Origin of the sequence: Coprococcus phoceensis, assembly GCF_900104635.1 — a bacterium.
In the GTDB taxonomy this organism is placed as follows: Bacteria; Bacillota; Clostridia; order Lachnospirales; family Lachnospiraceae; genus Faecalimonas; species Faecalimonas phoceensis.
This window is the reverse complement of the sequence record NZ_FNWC01000007.1, coordinates 1,661,520-1,681,250: the sequence shown is the minus strand read 5'-3', so window position 1 is coordinate 1,681,250 and position 19,731 is coordinate 1,661,520. Positions and strand designations below refer to the sequence as shown.

At 42.4% G+C, this 19,731-nt stretch carries 25 protein-coding genes, 1 tRNA gene and 1 pseudogene; 24 read left to right on the top strand and 3 right to left on the bottom strand.

The annotated features are described in order from the left end of the window. Positions 1-8: 8 nt before the first annotated feature. Positions 9-2,318, bottom strand: a complete 2,310-nt coding sequence (locus BQ5364_RS12015; protein ID WP_330605076.1) for a tetratricopeptide repeat protein — start codon at positions 2,316-2,318, stop codon at positions 9-11. Between the two features lie 209 nt (positions 2,319-2,527). Here BQ5364_RS12015 and BQ5364_RS12010 point away from each other — a divergent pair, with 209 nt between their 5' ends. Then, entirely contained in the window at positions 2,528-2,740 is a 213-nt protein-coding gene (locus BQ5364_RS12010; protein WP_207744723.1) for a hypothetical protein, read from the top strand. Between the two features lie 48 nt (positions 2,741-2,788). On the opposite strand, the gene BQ5364_RS12005 is transcribed toward BQ5364_RS12010, so the two are convergent. Next, the gene (locus BQ5364_RS12005; RefSeq protein ID WP_083382833.1) at positions 2,789-3,334 is read right to left on the bottom strand and encodes a helix-turn-helix domain-containing protein; all 546 of its coding nucleotides are present in this window, start codon (positions 3,332-3,334) and stop codon (positions 2,789-2,791) included. 62 nt (positions 3,335-3,396) lie between these two features. Then, a pseudogene (locus BQ5364_RS18850) lies at positions 3,397-3,705 on the bottom strand (sigma-70 family RNA polymerase sigma factor); the annotation flags it as partial. 211 nt (positions 3,706-3,916) lie between these two features. Between BQ5364_RS18850 and BQ5364_RS11995 the strand changes: the two are divergent. The 23 genes from BQ5364_RS11995 to BQ5364_RS11890 all read left to right on the top strand — a co-directional run bounded on the left by BQ5364_RS11995 (position 3,917) and on the right by BQ5364_RS11890 (position 19,730). Continuing rightward, entirely contained in the window at positions 3,917-5,443 is a 1,527-nt protein-coding gene (locus tag BQ5364_RS11995; protein ID WP_071144365.1) for a YifB family Mg chelatase-like AAA ATPase, read from the top strand. Between the two features lie 4 nt (positions 5,444-5,447). Further along, a complete protein-coding gene (gene dprA, locus BQ5364_RS11990; RefSeq protein WP_004611390.1) occupies positions 5,448-6,524 on the top strand; it encodes a DNA-processing protein DprA in 1,077 nt (358 codons plus the stop codon). A 26-nt stretch (positions 6,525-6,550) separates the two neighbouring features. Next, positions 6,551-8,635, top strand: coding sequence for a type I DNA topoisomerase (gene topA, locus BQ5364_RS11985; protein WP_004611389.1), 2,085 nt, complete (start codon positions 6,551-6,553; stop codon positions 8,633-8,635). A gap of 120 nt (positions 8,636-8,755) precedes the next feature. Continuing rightward, a complete protein-coding gene (codY, locus tag BQ5364_RS11980; RefSeq protein ID WP_004611388.1) occupies positions 8,756-9,538 on the top strand; it encodes a GTP-sensing pleiotropic transcriptional regulator CodY in 783 nt (260 codons plus the stop codon). 58 nt (positions 9,539-9,596) lie between these two features. Next, positions 9,597-9,926: a hypothetical protein gene (locus BQ5364_RS11975; protein ID WP_004611387.1), complete on the top strand. Its 330-nt coding sequence runs from the start codon at positions 9,597-9,599 to the stop codon at positions 9,924-9,926. An 83-nt stretch (positions 9,927-10,009) separates the two neighbouring features. Further along, complete coding sequence (locus tag BQ5364_RS11970) at positions 10,010-10,294, top strand: co-chaperone GroES (RefSeq protein ID WP_004611386.1); 285 nt, start codon at positions 10,010-10,012, stop codon at positions 10,292-10,294. A gap of 27 nt (positions 10,295-10,321) precedes the next feature. Continuing rightward, on the top strand, positions 10,322-11,944 hold the full coding sequence (groL, locus tag BQ5364_RS11965) for a chaperonin GroEL (RefSeq protein WP_004611385.1): 1,623 nt from the start codon (positions 10,322-10,324) through the stop codon (positions 11,942-11,944). Between the two features lie 225 nt (positions 11,945-12,169). Beyond that, entirely contained in the window at positions 12,170-12,361 is a 192-nt protein-coding gene (locus BQ5364_RS11960) for a helix-turn-helix domain-containing protein (RefSeq protein WP_071144364.1), read from the top strand. Between the two features lie 19 nt (positions 12,362-12,380). Further along, positions 12,381-12,899, top strand: a complete 519-nt coding sequence (locus tag BQ5364_RS18480; RefSeq protein WP_071144363.1) for a phosphoadenosine phosphosulfate reductase domain-containing protein — start codon at positions 12,381-12,383, stop codon at positions 12,897-12,899. Next, positions 12,881-13,303, top strand: coding sequence for a phosphoadenosine phosphosulfate reductase domain-containing protein (locus tag BQ5364_RS18475; RefSeq protein WP_268874317.1), 423 nt, complete (start codon positions 12,881-12,883; stop codon positions 13,301-13,303). Before BQ5364_RS18480 ends, BQ5364_RS18475 begins: the two co-directional genes overlap by 19 nt. Before the next feature lie 19 nt (positions 13,304-13,322). Beyond that, positions 13,323-13,396: transfer RNA gene (locus tag BQ5364_RS11945), tRNA-Ile, on the top strand. A gap of 189 nt (positions 13,397-13,585) precedes the next feature. Further along, entirely contained in the window at positions 13,586-13,957 is a 372-nt protein-coding gene (locus BQ5364_RS11940) for a hypothetical protein (RefSeq protein WP_071144362.1), read from the top strand. Beyond that, positions 13,920-14,243 carry a long-chain fatty acid--CoA ligase gene (locus BQ5364_RS11935; RefSeq protein WP_207729753.1) on the top strand — a complete coding sequence of 108 codons (324 nt, stop codon included), beginning with the start codon at positions 13,920-13,922 and terminating at the stop codon, positions 14,241-14,243. Before BQ5364_RS11940 ends, BQ5364_RS11935 begins: the two co-directional genes overlap by 38 nt. 11 nt (positions 14,244-14,254) lie before the next feature. Beyond that, entirely contained in the window at positions 14,255-14,449 is a 195-nt protein-coding gene (locus tag BQ5364_RS11930; protein ID WP_071144360.1) for a hypothetical protein, read from the top strand. Further along, positions 14,446-14,757, top strand: a complete 312-nt coding sequence (locus BQ5364_RS11925) for a hypothetical protein (RefSeq protein WP_071144359.1) — start codon at positions 14,446-14,448, stop codon at positions 14,755-14,757. The genes BQ5364_RS11930 and BQ5364_RS11925 overlap by 4 nt, the downstream gene beginning before the upstream one ends. Before the next feature lie 18 nt (positions 14,758-14,775). Then, positions 14,776-15,924 carry a hypothetical protein gene (locus BQ5364_RS11920; protein ID WP_071144358.1) on the top strand — a complete coding sequence of 383 codons (1,149 nt, stop codon included), beginning with the start codon at positions 14,776-14,778 and terminating at the stop codon, positions 15,922-15,924. 77 nt (positions 15,925-16,001) lie between these two features. Continuing rightward, on the top strand, positions 16,002-16,670 hold the full coding sequence (locus BQ5364_RS11915; RefSeq protein ID WP_071144357.1) for a single-stranded DNA-binding protein: 669 nt from the start codon (positions 16,002-16,004) through the stop codon (positions 16,668-16,670). Positions 16,671-16,675: 5 nt separating this feature from the next. Then, a complete protein-coding gene (locus BQ5364_RS11910) occupies positions 16,676-16,993 on the top strand; it encodes a hypothetical protein (protein WP_136017824.1) in 318 nt (105 codons plus the stop codon). Further along, positions 16,990-17,316 (top strand): hypothetical protein, encoded by a 327-nt coding sequence (locus BQ5364_RS11905; RefSeq protein ID WP_071144355.1) that lies wholly within the window; start codon positions 16,990-16,992, stop codon positions 17,314-17,316. Before BQ5364_RS11910 ends, BQ5364_RS11905 begins: the two co-directional genes overlap by 4 nt. Positions 17,317-17,493: 177 nt before the next feature. After that, complete coding sequence (locus BQ5364_RS11900) at positions 17,494-18,249, top strand: rolling circle replication-associated protein (protein ID WP_071144354.1); 756 nt, start codon at positions 17,494-17,496, stop codon at positions 18,247-18,249. Continuing rightward, entirely contained in the window at positions 18,246-18,389 is a 144-nt protein-coding gene (locus tag BQ5364_RS17960) for a hypothetical protein (protein ID WP_159431689.1), read from the top strand. Before BQ5364_RS11900 ends, BQ5364_RS17960 begins: the two co-directional genes overlap by 4 nt. A gap of 113 nt (positions 18,390-18,502) precedes the next feature. Beyond that, on the top strand, positions 18,503-18,922 hold the full coding sequence (locus tag BQ5364_RS11895; protein ID WP_071144353.1) for a VRR-NUC domain-containing protein: 420 nt from the start codon (positions 18,503-18,505) through the stop codon (positions 18,920-18,922). A 19-nt stretch (positions 18,923-18,941) separates the two neighbouring features. Continuing rightward, positions 18,942-19,730 carry a ParA family protein gene (locus BQ5364_RS11890; RefSeq protein WP_071144352.1) on the top strand — a complete coding sequence of 263 codons (789 nt, stop codon included), beginning with the start codon at positions 18,942-18,944 and terminating at the stop codon, positions 19,728-19,730. The last annotated feature ends 1 nt before the right edge of the window (position 19,731 follow it).

Here is a 19,731-nt window from a genome sequence, read left to right as displayed (position 1 = left end):
TTTGTTTTCTAATTATTAAGCAGCTGTTGTCCTAAGGCTATCCCTGTCTGTGTATAAGCCTGAAGGATTTCCTGCTTTTTTGTCTCAATCATATCCGGTTCCCCATTATGTACCGCTTCATAGATAGCCAGAGCTTTTTTGAAATGAGTGGTGGCCTGACGGATATCGCCTGTAGCCAGGCAGATACCGCCTATTGCTTCCTGAACTGTAGCGTAATCCATGGTCTGGTCAGAGTTCAAGTCCCGGATCATCCGGGATAGTTTTTTTAGAGCGGAGAGCCCTTTTTCCGGCTGCCCCATTTCAGTAAGGAGAACGGCATAGTTCGCAGTCTGGGCAATGCTGTCATGGTAGTAAAGCAGATCATACTGTTCCAGGATCCGAAGCCCCTGCTCCATAGCCTGCTGTGCCAGATCCCGTTTCCCTGCCTTTTTGTAAAGCCCGCCCAGATTGGAGTAGAGATTGGAAACAAGGTGAGCATTTTCTTCTGAGATCTCCGGGATCAGGGCGATGGCTTCCTTTTCCAGTTTGATGGCTTTTTCCGTTTTCTCTTCACAGGCGGCACGATAATCCAGCAGGACCGCCCGGTCTGTACTGCGCCCGACAGTTTCATCTGTGAGCAGCCCGGATAATTTGCCGATGATTAATTCCATTCCAGCTGTATAGTGGTACTTTTCCATGTAGGGAAATACATCTTCCAGAAAACTCAAATAAGCCGGCGTATTGTCATCTGCAATCTCCCGAATGATGTTCTCGATGGTCAGAAACAGCGGTTTGTACCAGGTGACGTCATGTCCATGTAGCAGACAGATGGTTTGCAGGCTGTCAAGCAGTACAGCACTGTTATTTACTGACGGTCTGGTCTCGTCAATTGCCACTTCCTGTATCATGGGATGAAGAGAAATCTGTCTTCCGGATTGTGTCTGTACAAAGCCTTTCTCAATCAGGTCATTGATCCTGTTCATGTCCGAAAGTTTCATCCAGTTTGCATACAGTCGTCCGCTGACTCCGCTGACGGGAACAAAAATCAGCCCCCGCATAATATTAAGTTCTTCCTCGGAGAGACGATACAGAGAAAACAACGTATGTATATGCTCATAATAGGTAGCTTTCCGACTTTGTCCGTCTTTTACGATATCAATGGTATCCGTTGCGCCAAGGGCAGATTTTTCAACCTGTAGCCGTGCCAGTAATTCCTGTGGTTCCAGGATACCTGTTTCCAACAGCCGTGCGGATAATTCTACCGCCAGTGTATGGCTGTGAACGGTCTGAATAATTTGTTTCAGGATAGACTGTTTCCTCTTTGCATCTGAGTAGAAATATCCCATTAGTGACAATAAAGCATCAGGATCAGATATTTCGCCAAGATTGAAAGACGCATAGTTATCAAAACGGCTTCGGGTAGTAAAAAGGATACGGCAGCGGTATTTTAACAGTACAGAGAAGAAGGCGTCTTTTCCGGCTGTAGTATTAAAGTTGTCTATGATAAGCAAAGTATCTTCTTTTAGTGACCGCAGGAAACGGTTGTGCTTGCGGAAACGGTCTTCTTCCGTGTCCTCCGGCAGATCATCCACAAAGTCCAGATCAATGATATCCTGCCGCAGATCACCGCTGTAGGTCAGATACAAAATATTTGTATAGTCTTTTCTGTAAGCTCTTGCATATGCTTTGGCAAGCTCGCTTTTCCCGATACCGGCAATCCCCTGCAGAAAAATGATCCGCTTTTCTGAAATTAATTCGTGAAGTGTGGAAAGCTCTTGATTCCTTCCGCAGAAATGAGCACACGCCTTGGGAACTTCTCCGTTATAAACAAAATCACTGATTACCGGAGACAGTGTTCCGGCAGCAAGCAGTTTTTTGGTGGCAGCGTTCCTTTTAACAAATGTCCGTTCCATTCCAAAGCAAAGAACAGACGCAAGAAAAGCAGCCTGTTCTTCAGAAGTATGACACGGGTAATCCTGAGTAAGCTGTTCTTTTTTCTGATCGGAAATAGTTCCATCCTGTATCAGGATCTTGTAGATTTCCTGTATTGCCATTGCGCTGTCACACATTAGCGGCAGAATATTTGTTTCTATATCATCAGCCAGACGGTTCCTGTTGTCTGTATGGAGATAATATCCGGAGATGCGGGGGCTGATCCGGGCCTGTCCGTTAAACCAGCGGCAGACAAGACCGTTGTCAAAATCAAAGTCCTGTGAAGATTCCTCTTCAAGAAAACCTTCAAACAATTCATAAAGCAGATCAATCTGATTCATTCCTCTGTCATCGCCGATATATTTGCGAACCGTGGTAATGATTGAACTGAAATCGCAGCGTTCCATATATTTCCTCCTGATCCTGGTCAATTTATGCTCAAACTGCGCTCAATGAGCTTTTGCAAACTCCCTGATAAGATGGTATCACAAAGAAGTTTTAATGCGTTTCTTCTATATATTATAACATCAAATTTAATCTGATGATGCAGAAAAAGGAAACAGTCTCCGGAAGAATAGCGGACAACTTCTCGTTCATAAACTGAAATACCGGGGAGGTGCGTGGTATCGCAAGGAAAAGTGCTCCGATCCATGTGATCGTTCATTATCCGAAAACAGAAGAGGGCAGACATGAGCTGGCAGTCCGGGCGGCAGGCGTCCACGCTGATATGGTCGGTCAGTATATCAACAGGTTGAATTGCCCCTCAGAACAGAAAATACAGTTGATTGATGAGATCATCCATTCAGCTGTCAAAGAAAAAACAGACTGACGATCTGGGTTCAAGATGGTCAGTCTGTCGAAGTATGACTTCAATTATTCAAATGTTATTCTGATTTGATGCATTCTGATTGGCTAAGAGCACTTCACGAAAATACTTTTCCCAGGTAAGCTTAAACATTCTTTTTTTATCTGATTCCCAGTTCCGGTAAGTATTTGGATCCACATGCAGCATTCTCGCAAAGGGTTTCTTCTTTAACCCCATTTTTTCCCGGCACTCTTTTAGCATTTTCCCCTGACCTTTATATAAGAAAAGATTGTATTCATCCAGAAGGTCTTCAACCGGGATATGATAGAAGTCTGCCAGCCTGTCCACCACTTCTTTCGGGTAGTAATCAACATATCCCACTTCATAATCTATATAGTGTCCTCTGGAGATTCCAATCTGTTCTGCAACCTCTTTCTGCATCAGACCCATGTGGTGGCGGCACCAGCGCAGACGGTCAGGAACATTTTGTATTTCTTCGTAGCTGTGATACTGCTGATTGAACTGCTGGGCTTCCAGGAGCTTGCGGGGAGCAATCAGCCGGAATGTATGGATGCACAGAGGAGCGTACTGTACAATGCCGTCTTCTGTTCTGCACATGAGATAATTTTCATCTGAAAACTTTGTAAATACCTTCCAATGTGACTGCAATCCTTGCTGGGGGATTTCTCCCGGGAGTAAAACCCCATTGGCGATAGGATAGCATTTTCAATACATCTTGCAGCATAGGTTCCGAGACGATTATTTTTAGAAGGATTAAAAGTTGCAACTGCTTTGATCAGCCCGATCGTTCCGATGGAGATCAAATCTTCCGGATCATCGTCTAAGTATTGATATTTTTTGATGACATGGGCGACAAGGCGCAAGTTCCGCTCGATCAAGATGTGTTTCGCCTCAAGGTCACCCTCGATATATTTTTGTATATAGTATTGTTCTTCAGCTGCAGTTAGGGGAATTGGAAATGATTTCAAGGAAAGCACCTCTTAGCGTATTTAGTATAATGTATGTGCGGACAAAAATATTTGTGCTTTTCCACTTACAAATATTGACAATGAATGAGAAGTATGTAAGAATAAGAGCACTATATTTCAGAAGATATTCGTTCTTCTATAGTACTATCAGGCAGTTCTGCCAGAGATTTCAACTAAGAAAAAAGGAATAAAGAAAGGAGCGTGCAAATGATTGTTTAGCACAGTATTATCCGCTGCACTACAAGGATTACAGGTAGAATTTATTGATGTGGAGGCGGATTTAAGCAATGGATTACCGATGTTTCATATGGTAGGATATTTATCCTCAGAAGTAAAAGAGGCAGGAGAACGGGTACGAACGGCAATTCGCAATTCGGGGCTTGTGATTCCGGCGAAGAAGATTGTTGTGAATCTTTCACCGGCAGATGTCAGAAAGAGAGGGACAGCATTTGACCTTCCGATAGCGGTGTCAATTTTGGCATCACTTGGAGTGGTAAGTCAGGAGAGGCTTGAAAAAACAGTTTTTGTTGGAGAGCTAAGCCTTGACGGAAGGGTGAGAAGTGTGCCGGGAATTCTGCCGATTGTCCTGGAGGCAAAAAAACATGGTTTTCAATCCTGTGTGGTGTCAAAAGAAAATGAAAGTGAAGGAAAGCTTGTCGAGGGAATTGAAGTGATCGGAGTGGAAAATTTAAAAGCGGCATGCGATGTGCTCAATGAGGGCGTTGCTGCAGATCCTACGGAGACAAGAACGGTGAGAGATGCAGGAGAGCATACATACGAATTGGATTATCAGGATATCAAAGGGCAAAAGCTTGCAAAGCGGGCGGCCGAGGTGGCAGTTGCAGGGAACCACAATATGTTGATGATCGGACCGCCGGGAGCTGGAAAAACAATGATTGCAAAGCGGATACCGACGATTTTGCCACCGCTGACAAAAGAAGAAAGCATGGAATTGACAAAGCTTTACAGTATTGTTGGAGGATTGAATGCAAACCAGCCATTGATTTTGGAACGGCCATTTCGGGAGGTACATCATACAACGACAACGTCTGCGTTGATAGGGGGCGGTCTGATACCTCGGCCGGGAGAGATTAGTTTGGCAGATAAAGGTGTTTTGTTTTTGGATGAGATTGCAGAATTTCAAAAGCCGGTGCTGGAAATGCTAAGACAGCCACTTGAGGAACATTTTATAAAAATCATAAGAAATCGGGGAGTGTATCATTTCCCGGCAGAATTTTTGCTGGTGGCGGCTATGAATCCATGTCCTTGTGGAAACTATCCTGATTTGAATAAGTGCCTTTGTACGTCGACTCAGATTCAAGCGTATTTAAGTAAGATCAGTCAGCCGATATTGGATCGAATTGATATCTGTGTTGAGGCTGAACGTGTGGCTTACGAGGATTTACAGGGAGCCCGTGAAGAGTCTTCAAAGGATATCCGAGAGCGTGTGATCATGGCAAGAGAACGGCAAAAGGAACGGTATAAAGGGGAGGGGATTACAACAAATTCACAGTTGAATGCAGAGAAGATAAAGCGATACTGTATTCTTGGAAGCGAGGAGGAAAAGATGATGCGGCAGGCGTTTGAAAAGTTAAATCTCACAGCGAGAATGTATCACAAAATCCTCTGTGTCGCCAGAACAATTGCAGATTTGGCGGGCGAGGAGAAAATCGGTTTGGCGCATTTGAGAGAGGCGATCGGATACAGGACATTGGATAAAAAATATTGGGGCAGGTGACAGGATGAAATATGAATATTGGTTTGCAAATATAAAAGGAATTGGCAATCAGAAAAAGAAAAGAATTCGTAAGCGCTTGGTGAGTGCACAAGAGTTATATTATATAGAAGAAACAGGCTTACAAGCACTTGGAGTGGAAGAAAAGGATGCTCAAATTATTCGGAAAAGTATAGAAACATGGGATTTGGAGGAAGAATATGAGAGGATGCAACAGAAGAAAATTCAGTTTTATCCGTTTTTTCACAGCGATTATCCGGAAAAATTAAAGCAAATCAGTTCACCGCCATATGCGCTTTATGTAAAGGGGAGACTGCCAAAAGAAGACAGGCTTTCAGTGGCGATTGTAGGAGCACGAGAATGCAGTCCTTATGGGAGACAATTGACAAAGGAATTTGCAAAAAAACTGGCAAGTGCAGGAGCGCAGATCATAAGCGGTATGGCAAAAGGGATTGATGGAGCCGGACAGATAGGAGCATTGGAGGAAGGCGGAGATTCCTATGGGGTTTTGGGGTGCGGGGTGGATGTCTGTTACCCTAGAGAACACATTGAGCTGTATACGGAGCTGGAAAGAAAAGGCGGGATTTTATCAGAGCAGCCCATCGGGACAAAGCCGCTGCCGCAGTTTTTCCCTGCCAGAAATCGAATTATCAGTGGACTTTCAGATATCGTACTTGTGATGGAGGCAAAAGAAAGAAGTGGATCTTTGATTACCGCAGATATGGCATTGGAGCAGGGAAAGGATATCTATGCACTGCCGGGACCGATAAACAGTCAGCTGAGCAGGGGGTGCAACCGCCTGATTAAACAGGGTGCAGGGATATTGTTATCGCCTGAGGATCTCTTAGAAGAGCTATCGTTTGTTTGTGAAGAAAAAGTGAAAAAATTAACGGAAAATAAAATAGCACTTGAAAGTCCAGAAAATTTGGTGTATAGTTGTCTCGATTTGTATCCAAAGAACCTAAACGAATTGGCGGACCTTACAGGGCTGACAATTCCGGCGTTGATGGATGTGCTGGTGAGTTTAGAGTTACAAGGATATATTCGTGAATTTTCAAAAAATCATTATGTTAGATTGAGATAGATAGAACGATAGTGGAGGAATTATAAATGGCACGTTATCTTGTAATCGTAGAGTCTCCTGCGAAAGTAAAGACAATTAAAAAATTTTTGGGGAGTAATTATGTTGTTACGGCGTCAAACGGGCATGTACGTGATTTGCCAAAGAGTCAGCTTGGAATTGACGTGGAACATGACTTTGAACCAAAATATATTACCATACGCGGAAAAGGGGATATTCTTGCTAATTTAAGAAAAGAAGTGAAGAAAGCGGATAAAGTATATCTTGCAACTGACCCCGACCGTGAGGGAGAAGCGATTGCATGGCATTTGTCAAAAGCGTTAAAACTGGAAGACAAAAAGATGTACCGTATCAGTTTCAACGAGATTACCAAGAATGCGGTAAAAGCATCGATCAAAGACGCAAGAGAGATTGATATGAATCTGGTAGATGCACAGCAGGCAAGAAGAGCGTTGGATCGAATTGTTGGCTATAAGATCAGTCCTCTTCTCTGGGCAAAAGTAAAGAGAGGCTTGAGTGCGGGACGAGTACAGTCTGTGGCGCTGCGCATTATTGCAGACCGTGAGGAGGAGATCAATGCATTTATTCCGGAAGAATATTGGACACTGGATGCAAAGATTAAAGTAGAAGGGGAGAGAAAGCCTCTCCTTGCAAAATTCTATGGAACAGATGGGAAAAAAATAGTCATCCATTCAAAAGAAGAACTGGAACAGATTATGAAGGCAGTCGAGGATGTACCATATTATGTAGACGATATCAAAAAGGGAGAGAGGACAAAGAAAGCACCTCTTCCGTTTACTACGAGTACATTGCAGCAGGAAGCATCAAAAGTGCTGAACTTTGCAACACAGAAGACAATGCGAATTGCGCAGCAGCTCTATGAAGGAATTGACATCAAAGGAAATGGAACAGTCGGTGTGATCACGTATCTGCGTACAGACTCAACAAGAATTTCCGAGGAAGCAGATGCGAATGCAAGAGAATACATTTCGCAGAATTATGGAGAGAGCTATGTATCGGCGGTGGCGAAAAAGGCGGATGACGGGAAGAAAATTCAGGATGCGCATGAGGCGATCCGTCCGACAGATATCACAAGAACACCGGCGGCTTTGAAAGAATCCCTTACAAGGGATCAGTTCCGATTATATCAGCTGATCTGGAAGCGATTTGTGGCAAGTAGAATGAACCCGGCAAAATATGAGACGACTTCGATCAAAATTGCAGCTGGCGAGTATCGTTTTTCTGTTGCGGCATCCAAAAACGTATTCGAAGGATTTCGGGCTGTTTATGTGGAAGCGGATGAGGAAAAAGAAGAAAACAATGTACTTGTAAAGAGCATCGATAAGGATTCGAAGCTTACAAAAGAAGAACTGGATCCAAAACAGCACTTTACACAGCCGCCGGCACATTATACAGAGGCATCACTTGTAAAGGCATTAGAAGAGCTCGGGATCGGGCGTCCAAGTACGTATGCGCCGACAATTTCAACAATCATTGCAAGAAGATACGTGGCGAAGGAAAACAAAAACCTTTACATGACAGAGATTGGTGAAGTTGTAAATAATATCATGAAACAATCGTTTCCAAGCATCGTAGATGAGAATTTTACAGCAAACATGGAAGGCCTGCTCGACATGGTTGCAGAAGGAAAAGTTGCCTGGAAGTCTGTGATCAGTAATTTCTATCCTGATTTGGAGGAAGCAGTGCAAATAGCTGAAAAAGAGCAGGAAAGTGTCAAGATTGAAGATGAAGTGACAGATGTAATCTGTGAAGAATGTGGAAGAAATATGGTGATTAAATACGGGCCACATGGCAGATTTCTTGCATGTCCGGGGTTCCCGGAATGTAGAAATACAAAACCATACCTTGAAAAAATCGGTGTACCATGTCCGGTATGCGGAAAAGATGTGGTTCTTCGAAAGACAAAAAAAGGAAGAAAATATTACGGATGTGAAGATAATCCGACTTGTGAATTCATGTCATGGCAAAAACCATCCAAAGAGAAATGTCCGAAGTGCGGAAGCTATATGGTAGAAAAGGGAAATAAACTGCTCTGCTCAAATGAAGAATGCGGGTATAAAACAGATATAAAAAATGATGAAAAAAATGAATGAAATGTTGAAAAAAAACAAATTGTATGATAACATACAACTATACACATATTTTTTCTGAGTTGTGTGTATGATTAGGTAAATAGTTTGTAAAATCAAGTGTCACATAATGGAGGCGAAGATATGAGTGTACAATTATTGGATAAGACTAGAAAAATTAACAGATTATTGCACAATAACAATTCAAGTAAAGTCGTGTTCAACGATATCTGTGAGGTATTAAATGAGATTCTCGCATCGAATGTATTAGTGGTGAGCAAAAAAGGAAAAGTGCTTGGAAGTGGCCAGTGGAAAGATGTAGAAGTGATACATGAGCTGATCGATAATGAAGTTGGAAGCCATATTGATGAGATGCTCAATGAAAGACTGCTTAGTATTTTGTCGACCAAAGAAAATGTGAATCTTCAGACACTTGGATTTTCACCAGAGGTTGTCAAAGGATATCAGGCGATCGTGACACCAATCGACATTGCGGGAGAAAGACTTGGAACGTTGTTCATTTATAAAAAAGATGAACTTTACGAGATCGATGATATTATTCTAAGTGAGTATGGAACAACTGTCGTGGGACTGGAGATGCTGCGCTCTGTCAATGAAGAAAGTGCCGAAGAGATTCGAAAGGAACAGATTGTGCAGTCGGCGATCAGTACACTTTCCTTTTCAGAATTGGAAGCAATCATTCATATTTTTGATGAATTGGAAGGAACAGAAGGAATTCTTGTGGCGAGCAAGATCGCAGACAGAGTTGGGATTACGCGATCTGTTATCGTGAATGCACTTCGAAAATTCGAAAGTGCCGGGGTGATTGAATCACGTTCGTCCGGTATGAAGGGAACATATATTAAAGTGGTAAATGACTATATTTTTGAAGAACTAGATGCGATCAAAAAGAAAAAATTGAAATAACAATAAGAGAAGGGGGTCAGAGTTCTGGCTCCCTTGAGTTGTACAAGGAGAGGGAAACATGTACGAAGGGAAAAAAGCAGAGTTAGAAATGAAAAAAGCGATTCTTGCCGGAGGAATATTGGAATCAAAAGTATTTCAGTGTAAGATTTTAGCATATCACGCGGAGGAGGAACGCGTATATTTACTTTTAGAAGATGATTCACTTGCGGATATTGTACTTGATGCAGTCTATGAATGTCGGATAGAGACAGGAACAACATGGCACGGCAGTGAGGGAAGAATAAAAGAACGCTACTACAATGAACACGGAAAAATTTTAGAATTCCAAATAGAAAATGGATTTTATAAAAATAGTATAAAGTCTGTTGACAAACAGGAAGTGGAGTGATATTTTATAACTAAAGCAAATTAGCACTCGGACAAAGTGAGTGCTAATAAACTGATAACATAGTATGAAGGAGGCAGTTTGATATGAAATTAGTACCATTGGGAGACAGAGTCGTATTAAAACAATTAGAAGCAGAGGAGACAACCAAATCCGGAATTGTATTGCCGGGACAGACAAAAGAAAGACCTCAGCAGGCAGAAGTTGTTGCGGTAGGACCAGGTGGAATGGTTGATGGGAAAGAAGTAACAATGCTCGTATCAGAAGGAGATCAGGTTATCTATTCGAAATATTCGGGAACAGATGTAGAATTAGATGGTGAAGAATATATTGTTGTAAAACAAAGTGATATTTTAGCTGTTATTAAATAATAAAAAGATAATAGGAGGCAAATAATCATGGCAAAAGAGATTAAATATGGAGCAGAAGCCAGAAGTGCTTTAGAAGCTGGTGTAAATCAATTGGCAAATACAGTAAGAGTAACATTAGGACCAAAAGGAAGAAATGTAGTGCTTGATAAATCTTTTGGCGCACCGCTTATCACAAATGACGGAGTGACAATTGCAAAAGAGATCGAGTTGGAAGACGCATTTGAAAATATGGGTGCACAACTAATTCGTGAAGTTGCTGCAAAGACGAATGATGTTGCCGGAGATGGTACAACAACAGCAACTGTTTTAGCTCAGGCTATGGTTCATGAAGGAATTAAGAACCTTGCGGCAGGAGCAAATCCAATCGTACTTCGCAAAGGTATGAAGAAAGCTACAGATGCAGCTGTTGAAGCTATCGCATCTATGAGCAGCAAAGTAGAAAGTAAAGAGAGAATCGCAAATGTTGCGGCAATTTCAGCAGGAGATGTGGAAGTTGGAGCAATGGTAGCAGATGCGATGGAAAAGGTATCGAATGACGGTGTGATTACAATCGAAGAATCCAAGACAATGAAGACAGAATTGGATTTGGTAGAAGGTATGCAGTTTGACCGTGGATATATTTCAGCATATATGGCTACAGATATGGAGAAGATGGAAGCAAACTTAGAAGATCCATATATTTTGATTACAGATAAAAAGATTTCTAATATTCAGGATTTATTGCCACTGTTAGAGCAGATTGTACAGTCAGGAGCAAGACTTCTTATTATTGCAGAAGACATCGAAGGAGAGGCGCTTACAACATTGATCGTAAACAAATTACGTGGAACATTCAATGTAGTTGCAGTGAAGGCACCTGGATATGGCGACAGAAGAAAAGCAATGTTGGAAGATATTGCAATCTTAACAGGCGGACAGGTGATTTCTGAAGAACTTGGATTGGACTTAAAAGAGACGACACTTGATCAGTTAGGTCGTGCAAAATCTGTAAAAGTACAGAAAGAAAACACAGTCATCGTAGATGGAATGGGTGACAAAGATGCAATCAATGGTCGTGTTGCACAGATTAAGGCGCAGATTGAAGAGACAACATCTGAATTTGATAAAGAAAAATTACAGGAAAGACTTGCTAAACTTGCAGGTGGTGTAGCTGTTATCCGTGTGGGTGCAGCGACAGAGACTGAGATGAAAGAAGCAAAACTCCGCATGGAAGATGCACTTTCCGCAGCGAGAGCAGCAGTGGAAGAAGGAATCGTTGCAGGTGGTGGATCTGCTTATATCCACGCATCAAAACAGGTTGCGAAGCTTGCAGATGAATTAGAAGGAGATGAAAAGACAGGAGTTAACATTATCTTGAAAGCTTTGGAAGCTCCATTGTTCCACATTTCAGCAAATGCAGGACTGGAAGGCTCTGTAATTATCAATAAAGTAAGAGAACAAGAACCAGGAATCGGATTTGACGCATATAACGAAGAATATGTAGATATGGTGAAAGCGGGAATCCTTGATCCGGCGAAAGTGACAAGAAGTGCATTACAGAATGCAACAAGTGTTGCATCAACATTATTGACAACAGAATCAGTAGTGGCAAATATCAAAGAAGACGCACCGGCTATGCCAGCAGGTGCACCTGGAATGGGTATGATGTAATCAATGATATAAAATCAGAAGGCGGAGCTGTGAGACAGTTCCGCCTTTTGATTTTATGATAATTTAATTAGAAGAAAGCTGATAAGTTTTAGAATGAAATTCGACAAGAGAAATTAAAAATCTCTTGCCGGATTTCTTTTTTATTTATGGCAAGAAAAGAAAGCGTGCAAGAGTGTAAAAAGCTCTTGTGCGCTTATTTTATTTCAAGAGAAAGGAGCGGGAACGGTGGCAAGAAAATACAAAAGATTGCGCTATGAAGATAGGCAAGTAATAGAGAAAATGAGCCGGGCGGGCAGCAGGGTAGTAGATATTGCAGCTACTTTAGGAGTACACCGGGACACAATTTATAAGGAGTACGCCCGCTGCGGAGCTACGGCGGATACATATAGCGCAGAGAAAGCGCAGGAAACGCTTTAAATGCACAAAGGAGAACGAAATGGAAAAACAGGAAAAACAAGCAATAGAAATATTGCATATGATGTGCGGGAATAACGGGTGCGTAATTTCTGATAGTGGCGGGAAAGACAGCAGCGTATTAAAGCATATTGCATTAAAGGTAAAAAACAGATACGGATTGGAATACAAGATAAGACACAACCATACAACAGTAGATGCACCAGAAACTGTGTATTTCATAAGAAGAGAAAAAGAAAAATACGAGGCAATGGGAGTACCGTACGAAATATTCTATCCTGCACAATCAATGTGGCAGTTAATTGTAAGCCATGGAACACCGCCAACACGAATTATGCGGTATTGCTGTAAAGATTTAAAAGAAAATACAGGACTGGGCGAAAAGTTAGTAACAGGAGTAAGAAAAGCCGAAAGCAGGAACAGAAAAGAAAATCAAGGAATAGTTACAATTACGAACCCAAAGAAAAAATTAGTGAGTGAGATAGAAGAAAATGAAAATTTTCAATTAACAAACAAGGGGGGGTGGTTGTTCTTAATTTAGATAATTCGGAAACACGAAGAATAGTAGAAAACTGTTATAGGACACAAAAGACGTTAATAAATCCATTGATAGACTGGGACGATGATTTTTTATATTGGTACATACGAAAAGAAAATATTGAATTAAACCCGCTGTATGGTTGTGGCTGGGGTAGGGTTGGCTGCATAGGCTGCCCGTTGGCTGGTAAACATAGGTGGCGAGAATTTGAAAGATACCCAAAATATAGAGATGCGTATATTCGTGCGTTTGAAAAAATGATTGATGAAAGAAAACGAAGAGGGTTAAAAACTATGGAAATGTGGAGTACAGGGAAAAAAGTATTTAAGTGGTGGATGGAAGATGAAAATTTAGACGGTCAATTAGCATTTGATTTAGATGGAAATATTTACGAGGAATACACATAAGCGGCAATGAGCCGCACCAGTGCCGTTAGTTCAGTTGGTTAGAGCAACCGCCTCATAAGCGGTAAGTCATGGGTTCGAGTCCCATACGGCGCATTGAAAGCAGGAACGTGGCAACCTGCGACAGCGTGGCAGCAGGCGAACAACTACACGCTGGGTGCTGTGAATTTGGAGCAGTGGGCACGCCAACTAGAGAGTGTGTGGATGGTCAACAGGTTTTAGGCAACTTTTTAATGCGAAAAGGGGCAACACAGCATACAAAGCCACTACAGGAGCGTGGGCAATATGAAAACAAGAGCACCGCCGGGAAGAGAGGGAAGTATGGAACGCACAAAAGATTTTTATAACGGCATGAATTATGCAAAAAAACAATTACAGCAACGGGAACATGAAAGACGCAGAAGAAAACGATATTTCATTAAGCAGAAATTATGCGGGATTGCAGTAATAGCGGTGTTGGGAATCGCAACACCGTTTGCACCTCTTTTGGATTTGGATATTATCACGATTTCAGCATTTTTCATGCCGATAGCATTATCACTTACCTTTAGCAAGGAAATGTGGATAATGGACGCTTATTATTGGGAAGTAAAAGAAAGAGAGGAAAAACGTGAGCGATATGTACATAAGAAGCCAAGACAGAGAAAAGCTGTATAGGCTGGGTGGAAATTACGCATGTGTGGAGTATGGCAGCGCAACAGCAAGAGCCAAAAAGGGGCAAGAGCCAAAAGAAACACACAGCATTTTTATTTCTGACGGAGTATTAGAAGAAATAGGAACATACGAAACAAAAGAGCGTTGTTTAGAGGTCATAGACGAAATACAGAAAGCGTGCGTTTCTTATTTGTATTCAGCGGGCAGTAGCGGATTTTTAAAAGGTGCGCCAGCATTTCCGCCGTTTGCAGCGGAGATACCAAGAATATATGAAATGCCAGAGAAATAGGAGAAAAAGCAATGAAAATTAAAATTGTACAGCATGTACCAACAAAGCCAAGCCCGGAAATAGGCAAGGTATACGAGGTAACAAAAACAAATGAGCCAAACGAAAGAAATGGCGGCACAGTATATTTTGTAATGTGTGAGGGCGTAGAGGTGGGCGTATTTGCAGAAGAAATGGAGATTGTAGAGGACGGGGCTGTAGAAGAATGACGCTAGAGCAATTTATAGAGCCAATACACAACATTACAAGAATACGCATTGTTAAAGGCAAGGGCAGCAGGTACGAAACCAGTGAGGCAGACGTATACATAGGCTGGCTAGGGATATTGCGGGAAGATAAAAGCCAGATCAGTAAAGAGATATGGCAGGCAGAGGTAAAGGATTTTGCAGTAGTGCCGGATATCCAGCATAAGGACTGGCAAAAGCTGGGGTTAATGAAACCATTAGAGCCGGGAGAACACCCGCAGTATAAATTTAGTGATTTGACAATGACACTGTATTACACATTTTGCATATAAGAAACGAGGTAAAAAAGTATGAGTGAAGCAATGGCAGCAGTAGAAAAAGCTGTACGGTTTGGAATTAAGATTAACAAAAATGAAGAGGACAGCAACAAGCGGGTAACATACCTGTATGATGCTGTAGGTATGATACCTGCGGTAATGGATTTTGTAGAGGGTGCATTTAACTATGGTAGCTGGGGCGGTGTGGAATTTGTAAAGAATAACTACCCTTGCATGGTTAAGTTTGACGGTACAGAGGATTACAGATTAAGCCCGGACAATTACGAACTGAAAGAGGACGGGGCAAAGAGCGATATCACAGATATTTATTATGCAGGTAATGCAATGTCCGCTTTTAAAGGCGGCTGGCTGTGTCAGTACGAAACAGCTACAGACGAATATATCATTTGGAGCAACGTAAAATACGATGCTGAATACAACGCATACCACAGAACAGGAAAAGACGGCACATTAAATGCCGGATTCTACAGACACATTTATACACCGTCACTGGTTGAGAATGTAGCACGCAGCCTTAGTGGTTGTCAGACTATCGGAGATATGACAGCGGAGCAGGAAAACGAGGCTTGCAAGGCAAACGGCGATAAATGGGGCATGAGTTCATGGTGGGAATGGAACTACATTATTTGCCTGTTAAAGATTATGGCAAAAACAGACGATTTGCAGACGGCTTACGGAATAGGAAATAGCAGAACCGGGCAGCCAGCAACCACAGGAACATTAAACGACAAAGGGCAGTTTTACGGTACGTCGGATTTCAGAACACAGGTTAAGGTATTCCACACAGAGGCATTGTGGGGCGATAAATGGGAGCGTTTAACAAAGCTGATCTGTGCAGACGGAATTGTAAAGGTATTGCCGTATGGAGAGCCAAACTTTACAGGAGAGGGATATACAGACGTATACCGCTACATGTGGAATGATTGGCGTTATGGCTATGTAGATAAAACCGTAATGACACCATACGGACGCTTGCCAATCTCATTTAATGGGACAAGCCATAAATATGCAGCAGACGGCGGGGCAGTAGATACAGAAATTGTGGCTGTGCCTCTTGTGGGCGGCTGCTGCCACAGCGGGCTGTATTGCGGGGCTTGCGTGTACTTGGGCCTACACCGCTGGCTATGCGTACTGGTGCATTGCGCCCGGTCTTTCTTGTGAAATGCCTGCGGCTGCGGAGCAGTAAAGGGGGAACGGGGGATTTTTCCCCCGCACCCGGAAAGGAGAACGAACAGAAAATGAACAATGAAAATTTTGCCGGAATCATGGGAACGGTAAAGCAGGCAGAGATAACAAACGGGGTATGCGGATACGATACAGAAAACCGTTATGCAGTCCTGCGGGTATGTGTACCGAGAAAAAGCGGGGCAGAGGATACGGTAATTGTAGCTGCAAAGATAAAGGAAAATGAAAACATAGACGCAGAAGCAATAGCAAGAAATATGGTAGCTGGCAGAGATATTATGGCAACGGGTATTTTGCAGAAAGCCATAAATACAGAAAGCGGGCATACGGCTGTATTTATCCTTGCAGAGCAGGTTGCAACAGTAGCGTTTCCGGAATATCAGAACGGTGTGCAATTAACGGCGGAAATTGTGAATAACCCGGAAGTAAGAGAAACACCAAGGGGAAAACATATAGCTGATGTAATGCTGAAAGTGGAGAACCGCATACAGGGCGGAAACGTACATATTCCATGTATTTTCTGGCAGGAGAACGCCAGCGAGATTGCAAAGTACAAAAGAGGCACGATTGTAAAAATCACAGGCAGATTACAGAGCCGGGAGTATGTGAAAAAGCATTACGGCGATAATAACGCAGAATCAGAAGAGAAAAGAACCACTTTCGAGGTATCGGTAGAAAAGATGCAGGTATGGTGGCAGCCGGAAACAGTAGAAAGGAATTAGACAAAATGAAAAACAGATTTTTTGTAAATGGAGATCGTACAGCAAAGGTACAGGAAATTTCAATACCAATACATGGAAAAGGCGGAGAGTTGGGCATAAAGGCAGTTACCGGATTAGTGGGACTGATTGAAACATTGAAAGACTGTAATACATGCAGAGAGGTACAGGCTGTATATGATGGGATTTGTGGTTATAATGCCTGCTGCCTTAGATGCGAATTTATTGACGAAAAGGGCGCAGATGAACTTATGGAGTTGGTAGGTATGCTTACCGTACGGGAAATGGAAAGATGCAAGAAGAATTGCGAGAAAGATAAAAAATGAAATTTGCATGGACAGAAAAGGACAAAGAGCGGTTTTTTAAGAGAGCCGAGAGGCAATTAAAAGCCGCTGGTATTGATTTTGTACAAGTGGACAGGTCACAGATAGGCGTAAAAGAGTGGGACGCAGAGAAGCAGACCGCAGGCACAGTTTATGTATGGCTGACATCATACCCGTATAACCATTTCAGCACAAGGAAACGTGGATTATTAAAAAGGTTGGGAAACTGGGAATGTACAGACCATTTCAAGAGAGGCGAAAGCAAGCCAATACATATGCACTCACGCCTTATTTACACCTCATACAGAGAGGAAAAGAAACAATGAAAAAAGAAAGCCCCTACGGTACTGGAATACCATAGGGGCAAAGCTATAAGCCTTAATAAATTACCTAATAAAAGTATAAACGGCGTATGGCGAAAAGTCAAGGAAATTGCAGGCGTAGAGCCTGCCTTTACCACTTGATAAAAGTATTAACTATCCGACAAAAGAGAGGTAAAACATATGCCGTATGTAGAGAGAATTACAAGAGCAGGAAAGACGATAGAGGTAGAGCGTTACTTTACCAGCAGATACAAAAAACCGGGCATAAAGAGAGGGGACAAAGTAAAGCCAACCAAGGAAGAGCAAAAAAAGGTTAATACCAGAGCAGCAGAGAGAAAATTACGATTACTGTTAAACGCCAATTTTGGATATGGGGATTATCATTTAGAACTGGACTACATACGGAAAAAGGGACAGCCGGATAGAAGCAGGGAGCAGATGCGCAAGGACATGGATATTTTTTTACGTGAGTTACGCAAAGAGTGCAAAAAGACAGGCATAGAGCTTAAATATGTGCATGTTATGGAGATTGGTAAAAGAGGGGCACGCCACCACCATTTAGTTATCAACAAGATTGATACAGAGATTTTGCAACGGTGCTGGTATAAAGCGTATGAGGGACATAACCGGGTTAAAGTATTCCCGTTAGATGATTCTGGAAACTATGCAAAGCTGGCGAGTTATTTTATCAAGTACACAGATACGCACAGAACAGAGGCAGACGGGGCATTACAGGGCAAGCGTTGGAATTGCAGCAAAAACCTTGTAAGACCAGAGCCGGAAATAAGAATAATTTCAGATCGTGCATGGTTCAAATCAGAGCCGAAAGCGATAAAAGGTTACTACGTGGACAAAGACAGCGTAAGCAAAGGAGTACATAGCCCGGAATACTACGGATACGGGTACATGAGGTACACGCTGGTAAAACTGGAATGAAAGGGGTTGATAGTTTGATTGTGATAGCTGCGATAGCAATATTTATGGCAGGCGTGGTTGCGGGCATGGTGTTAATGGCACTTGCAGTTGCTGCCAAAAGAAACAATGAGCGGATAGAGAGGGCAGAAAAACATGATTGACAAAATTATTTACTGGTTATTCCAAACGAGGAAAGATTGCAAGCATTGCTGCCTATGGTGTGAGTATTACGATTTATGTCGTTCAGAAGTAAAACGAGGAAAGGGGCGAAAGAATGAGAAATTTTAGGCTTGACGATGAAAGCGGGCATCAAGAGGCATTATTTGAGTGGGCAGCATACCACATGGACTGTATGCCGGAACTTGAATATATGCACCATATCCCAAACGGGGGAAAGAGAGATAAAAGGACAGCGGTAGCACTGAAAAGGCAAGGCGTAAAAGCTGGCGTGCCGGATATTTGCTTACCAGTGGCAAGAAATGGATATCATGGGTTGTACATCGAACTGAAAGCAGGAAAAAACAAGGCTACAAAGAGCCAAGAAAAGTGGCAGAAGTTTTTAAACAGCCAAGGGTATTATGCAGTGATCTGTTACGGCTGGCATGAAGCGGCAAAAGTGATAGAAGAATATTTATTAAAAGCCGACAATGACAAAGCGGCAGCAGTATTGCAGGAAATGGAAAGCGAAGAATAAACACGAAAGAGGTAAAAGTATGAGAGTGATTAGCGTTTTAAATTTAAAAGGCGGCGTAGCAAAGACCTTTACGGCAGCAAACGTAGCATATGAGCTTTACAGGAGAGGTTACAGAGTATTGCTGATTGACAACGACAAGCAGGGCAATTTAAGCAAAGCGTACAGCAGATACGATGCAGAGAACATAGCACCAGTTACAAAGTTGCTGGCTGGGGACTGGGACAGCGTAGACGAACTGATACAGCATACAGAGTATGAGGGCATCGACATTGTAACGGCGAATATGTCATTGTTTGGGGCTACATGGAATTTAACCAAAGAGGACAGCGAAAACCAGATTGAAAGATACAAAGCACTGGTATACGCCAAAGTGCAGTATTACGGAGATTGCACCGTATACGGAAAATATGATTACTGCATCATTGATAACCCGCCAGATATCGGGCTGAATGTTGTAAATGCATTGGCGATTACGGACGAGGTAATAGTACCTGTAAAGGTGGACGAGGACGCATTAGAGGGGCTGGATATTGTCACAGAGCAGATAGAGGACGCAAAAGCATTTAACCCGGCGTTAAAACTGGCTGGTGTTTTGATTACGTCATACCAGAACACAGACGGAGAGGCAGCAGGCGTAGAGTGGTTGGAGCAGAACACAGATTTTAATATTTTGGGGATTATCCGATATTCCAAGAAAGTAGCAGAAAACACATTTTTACGAAAGCCCATTTATGAGTACAGCCCATGTTGTGCAGCAGCGCAGGGATACAAGAAGTTTGTAACAGCATACACAGGAAAAGCGAGGTAAA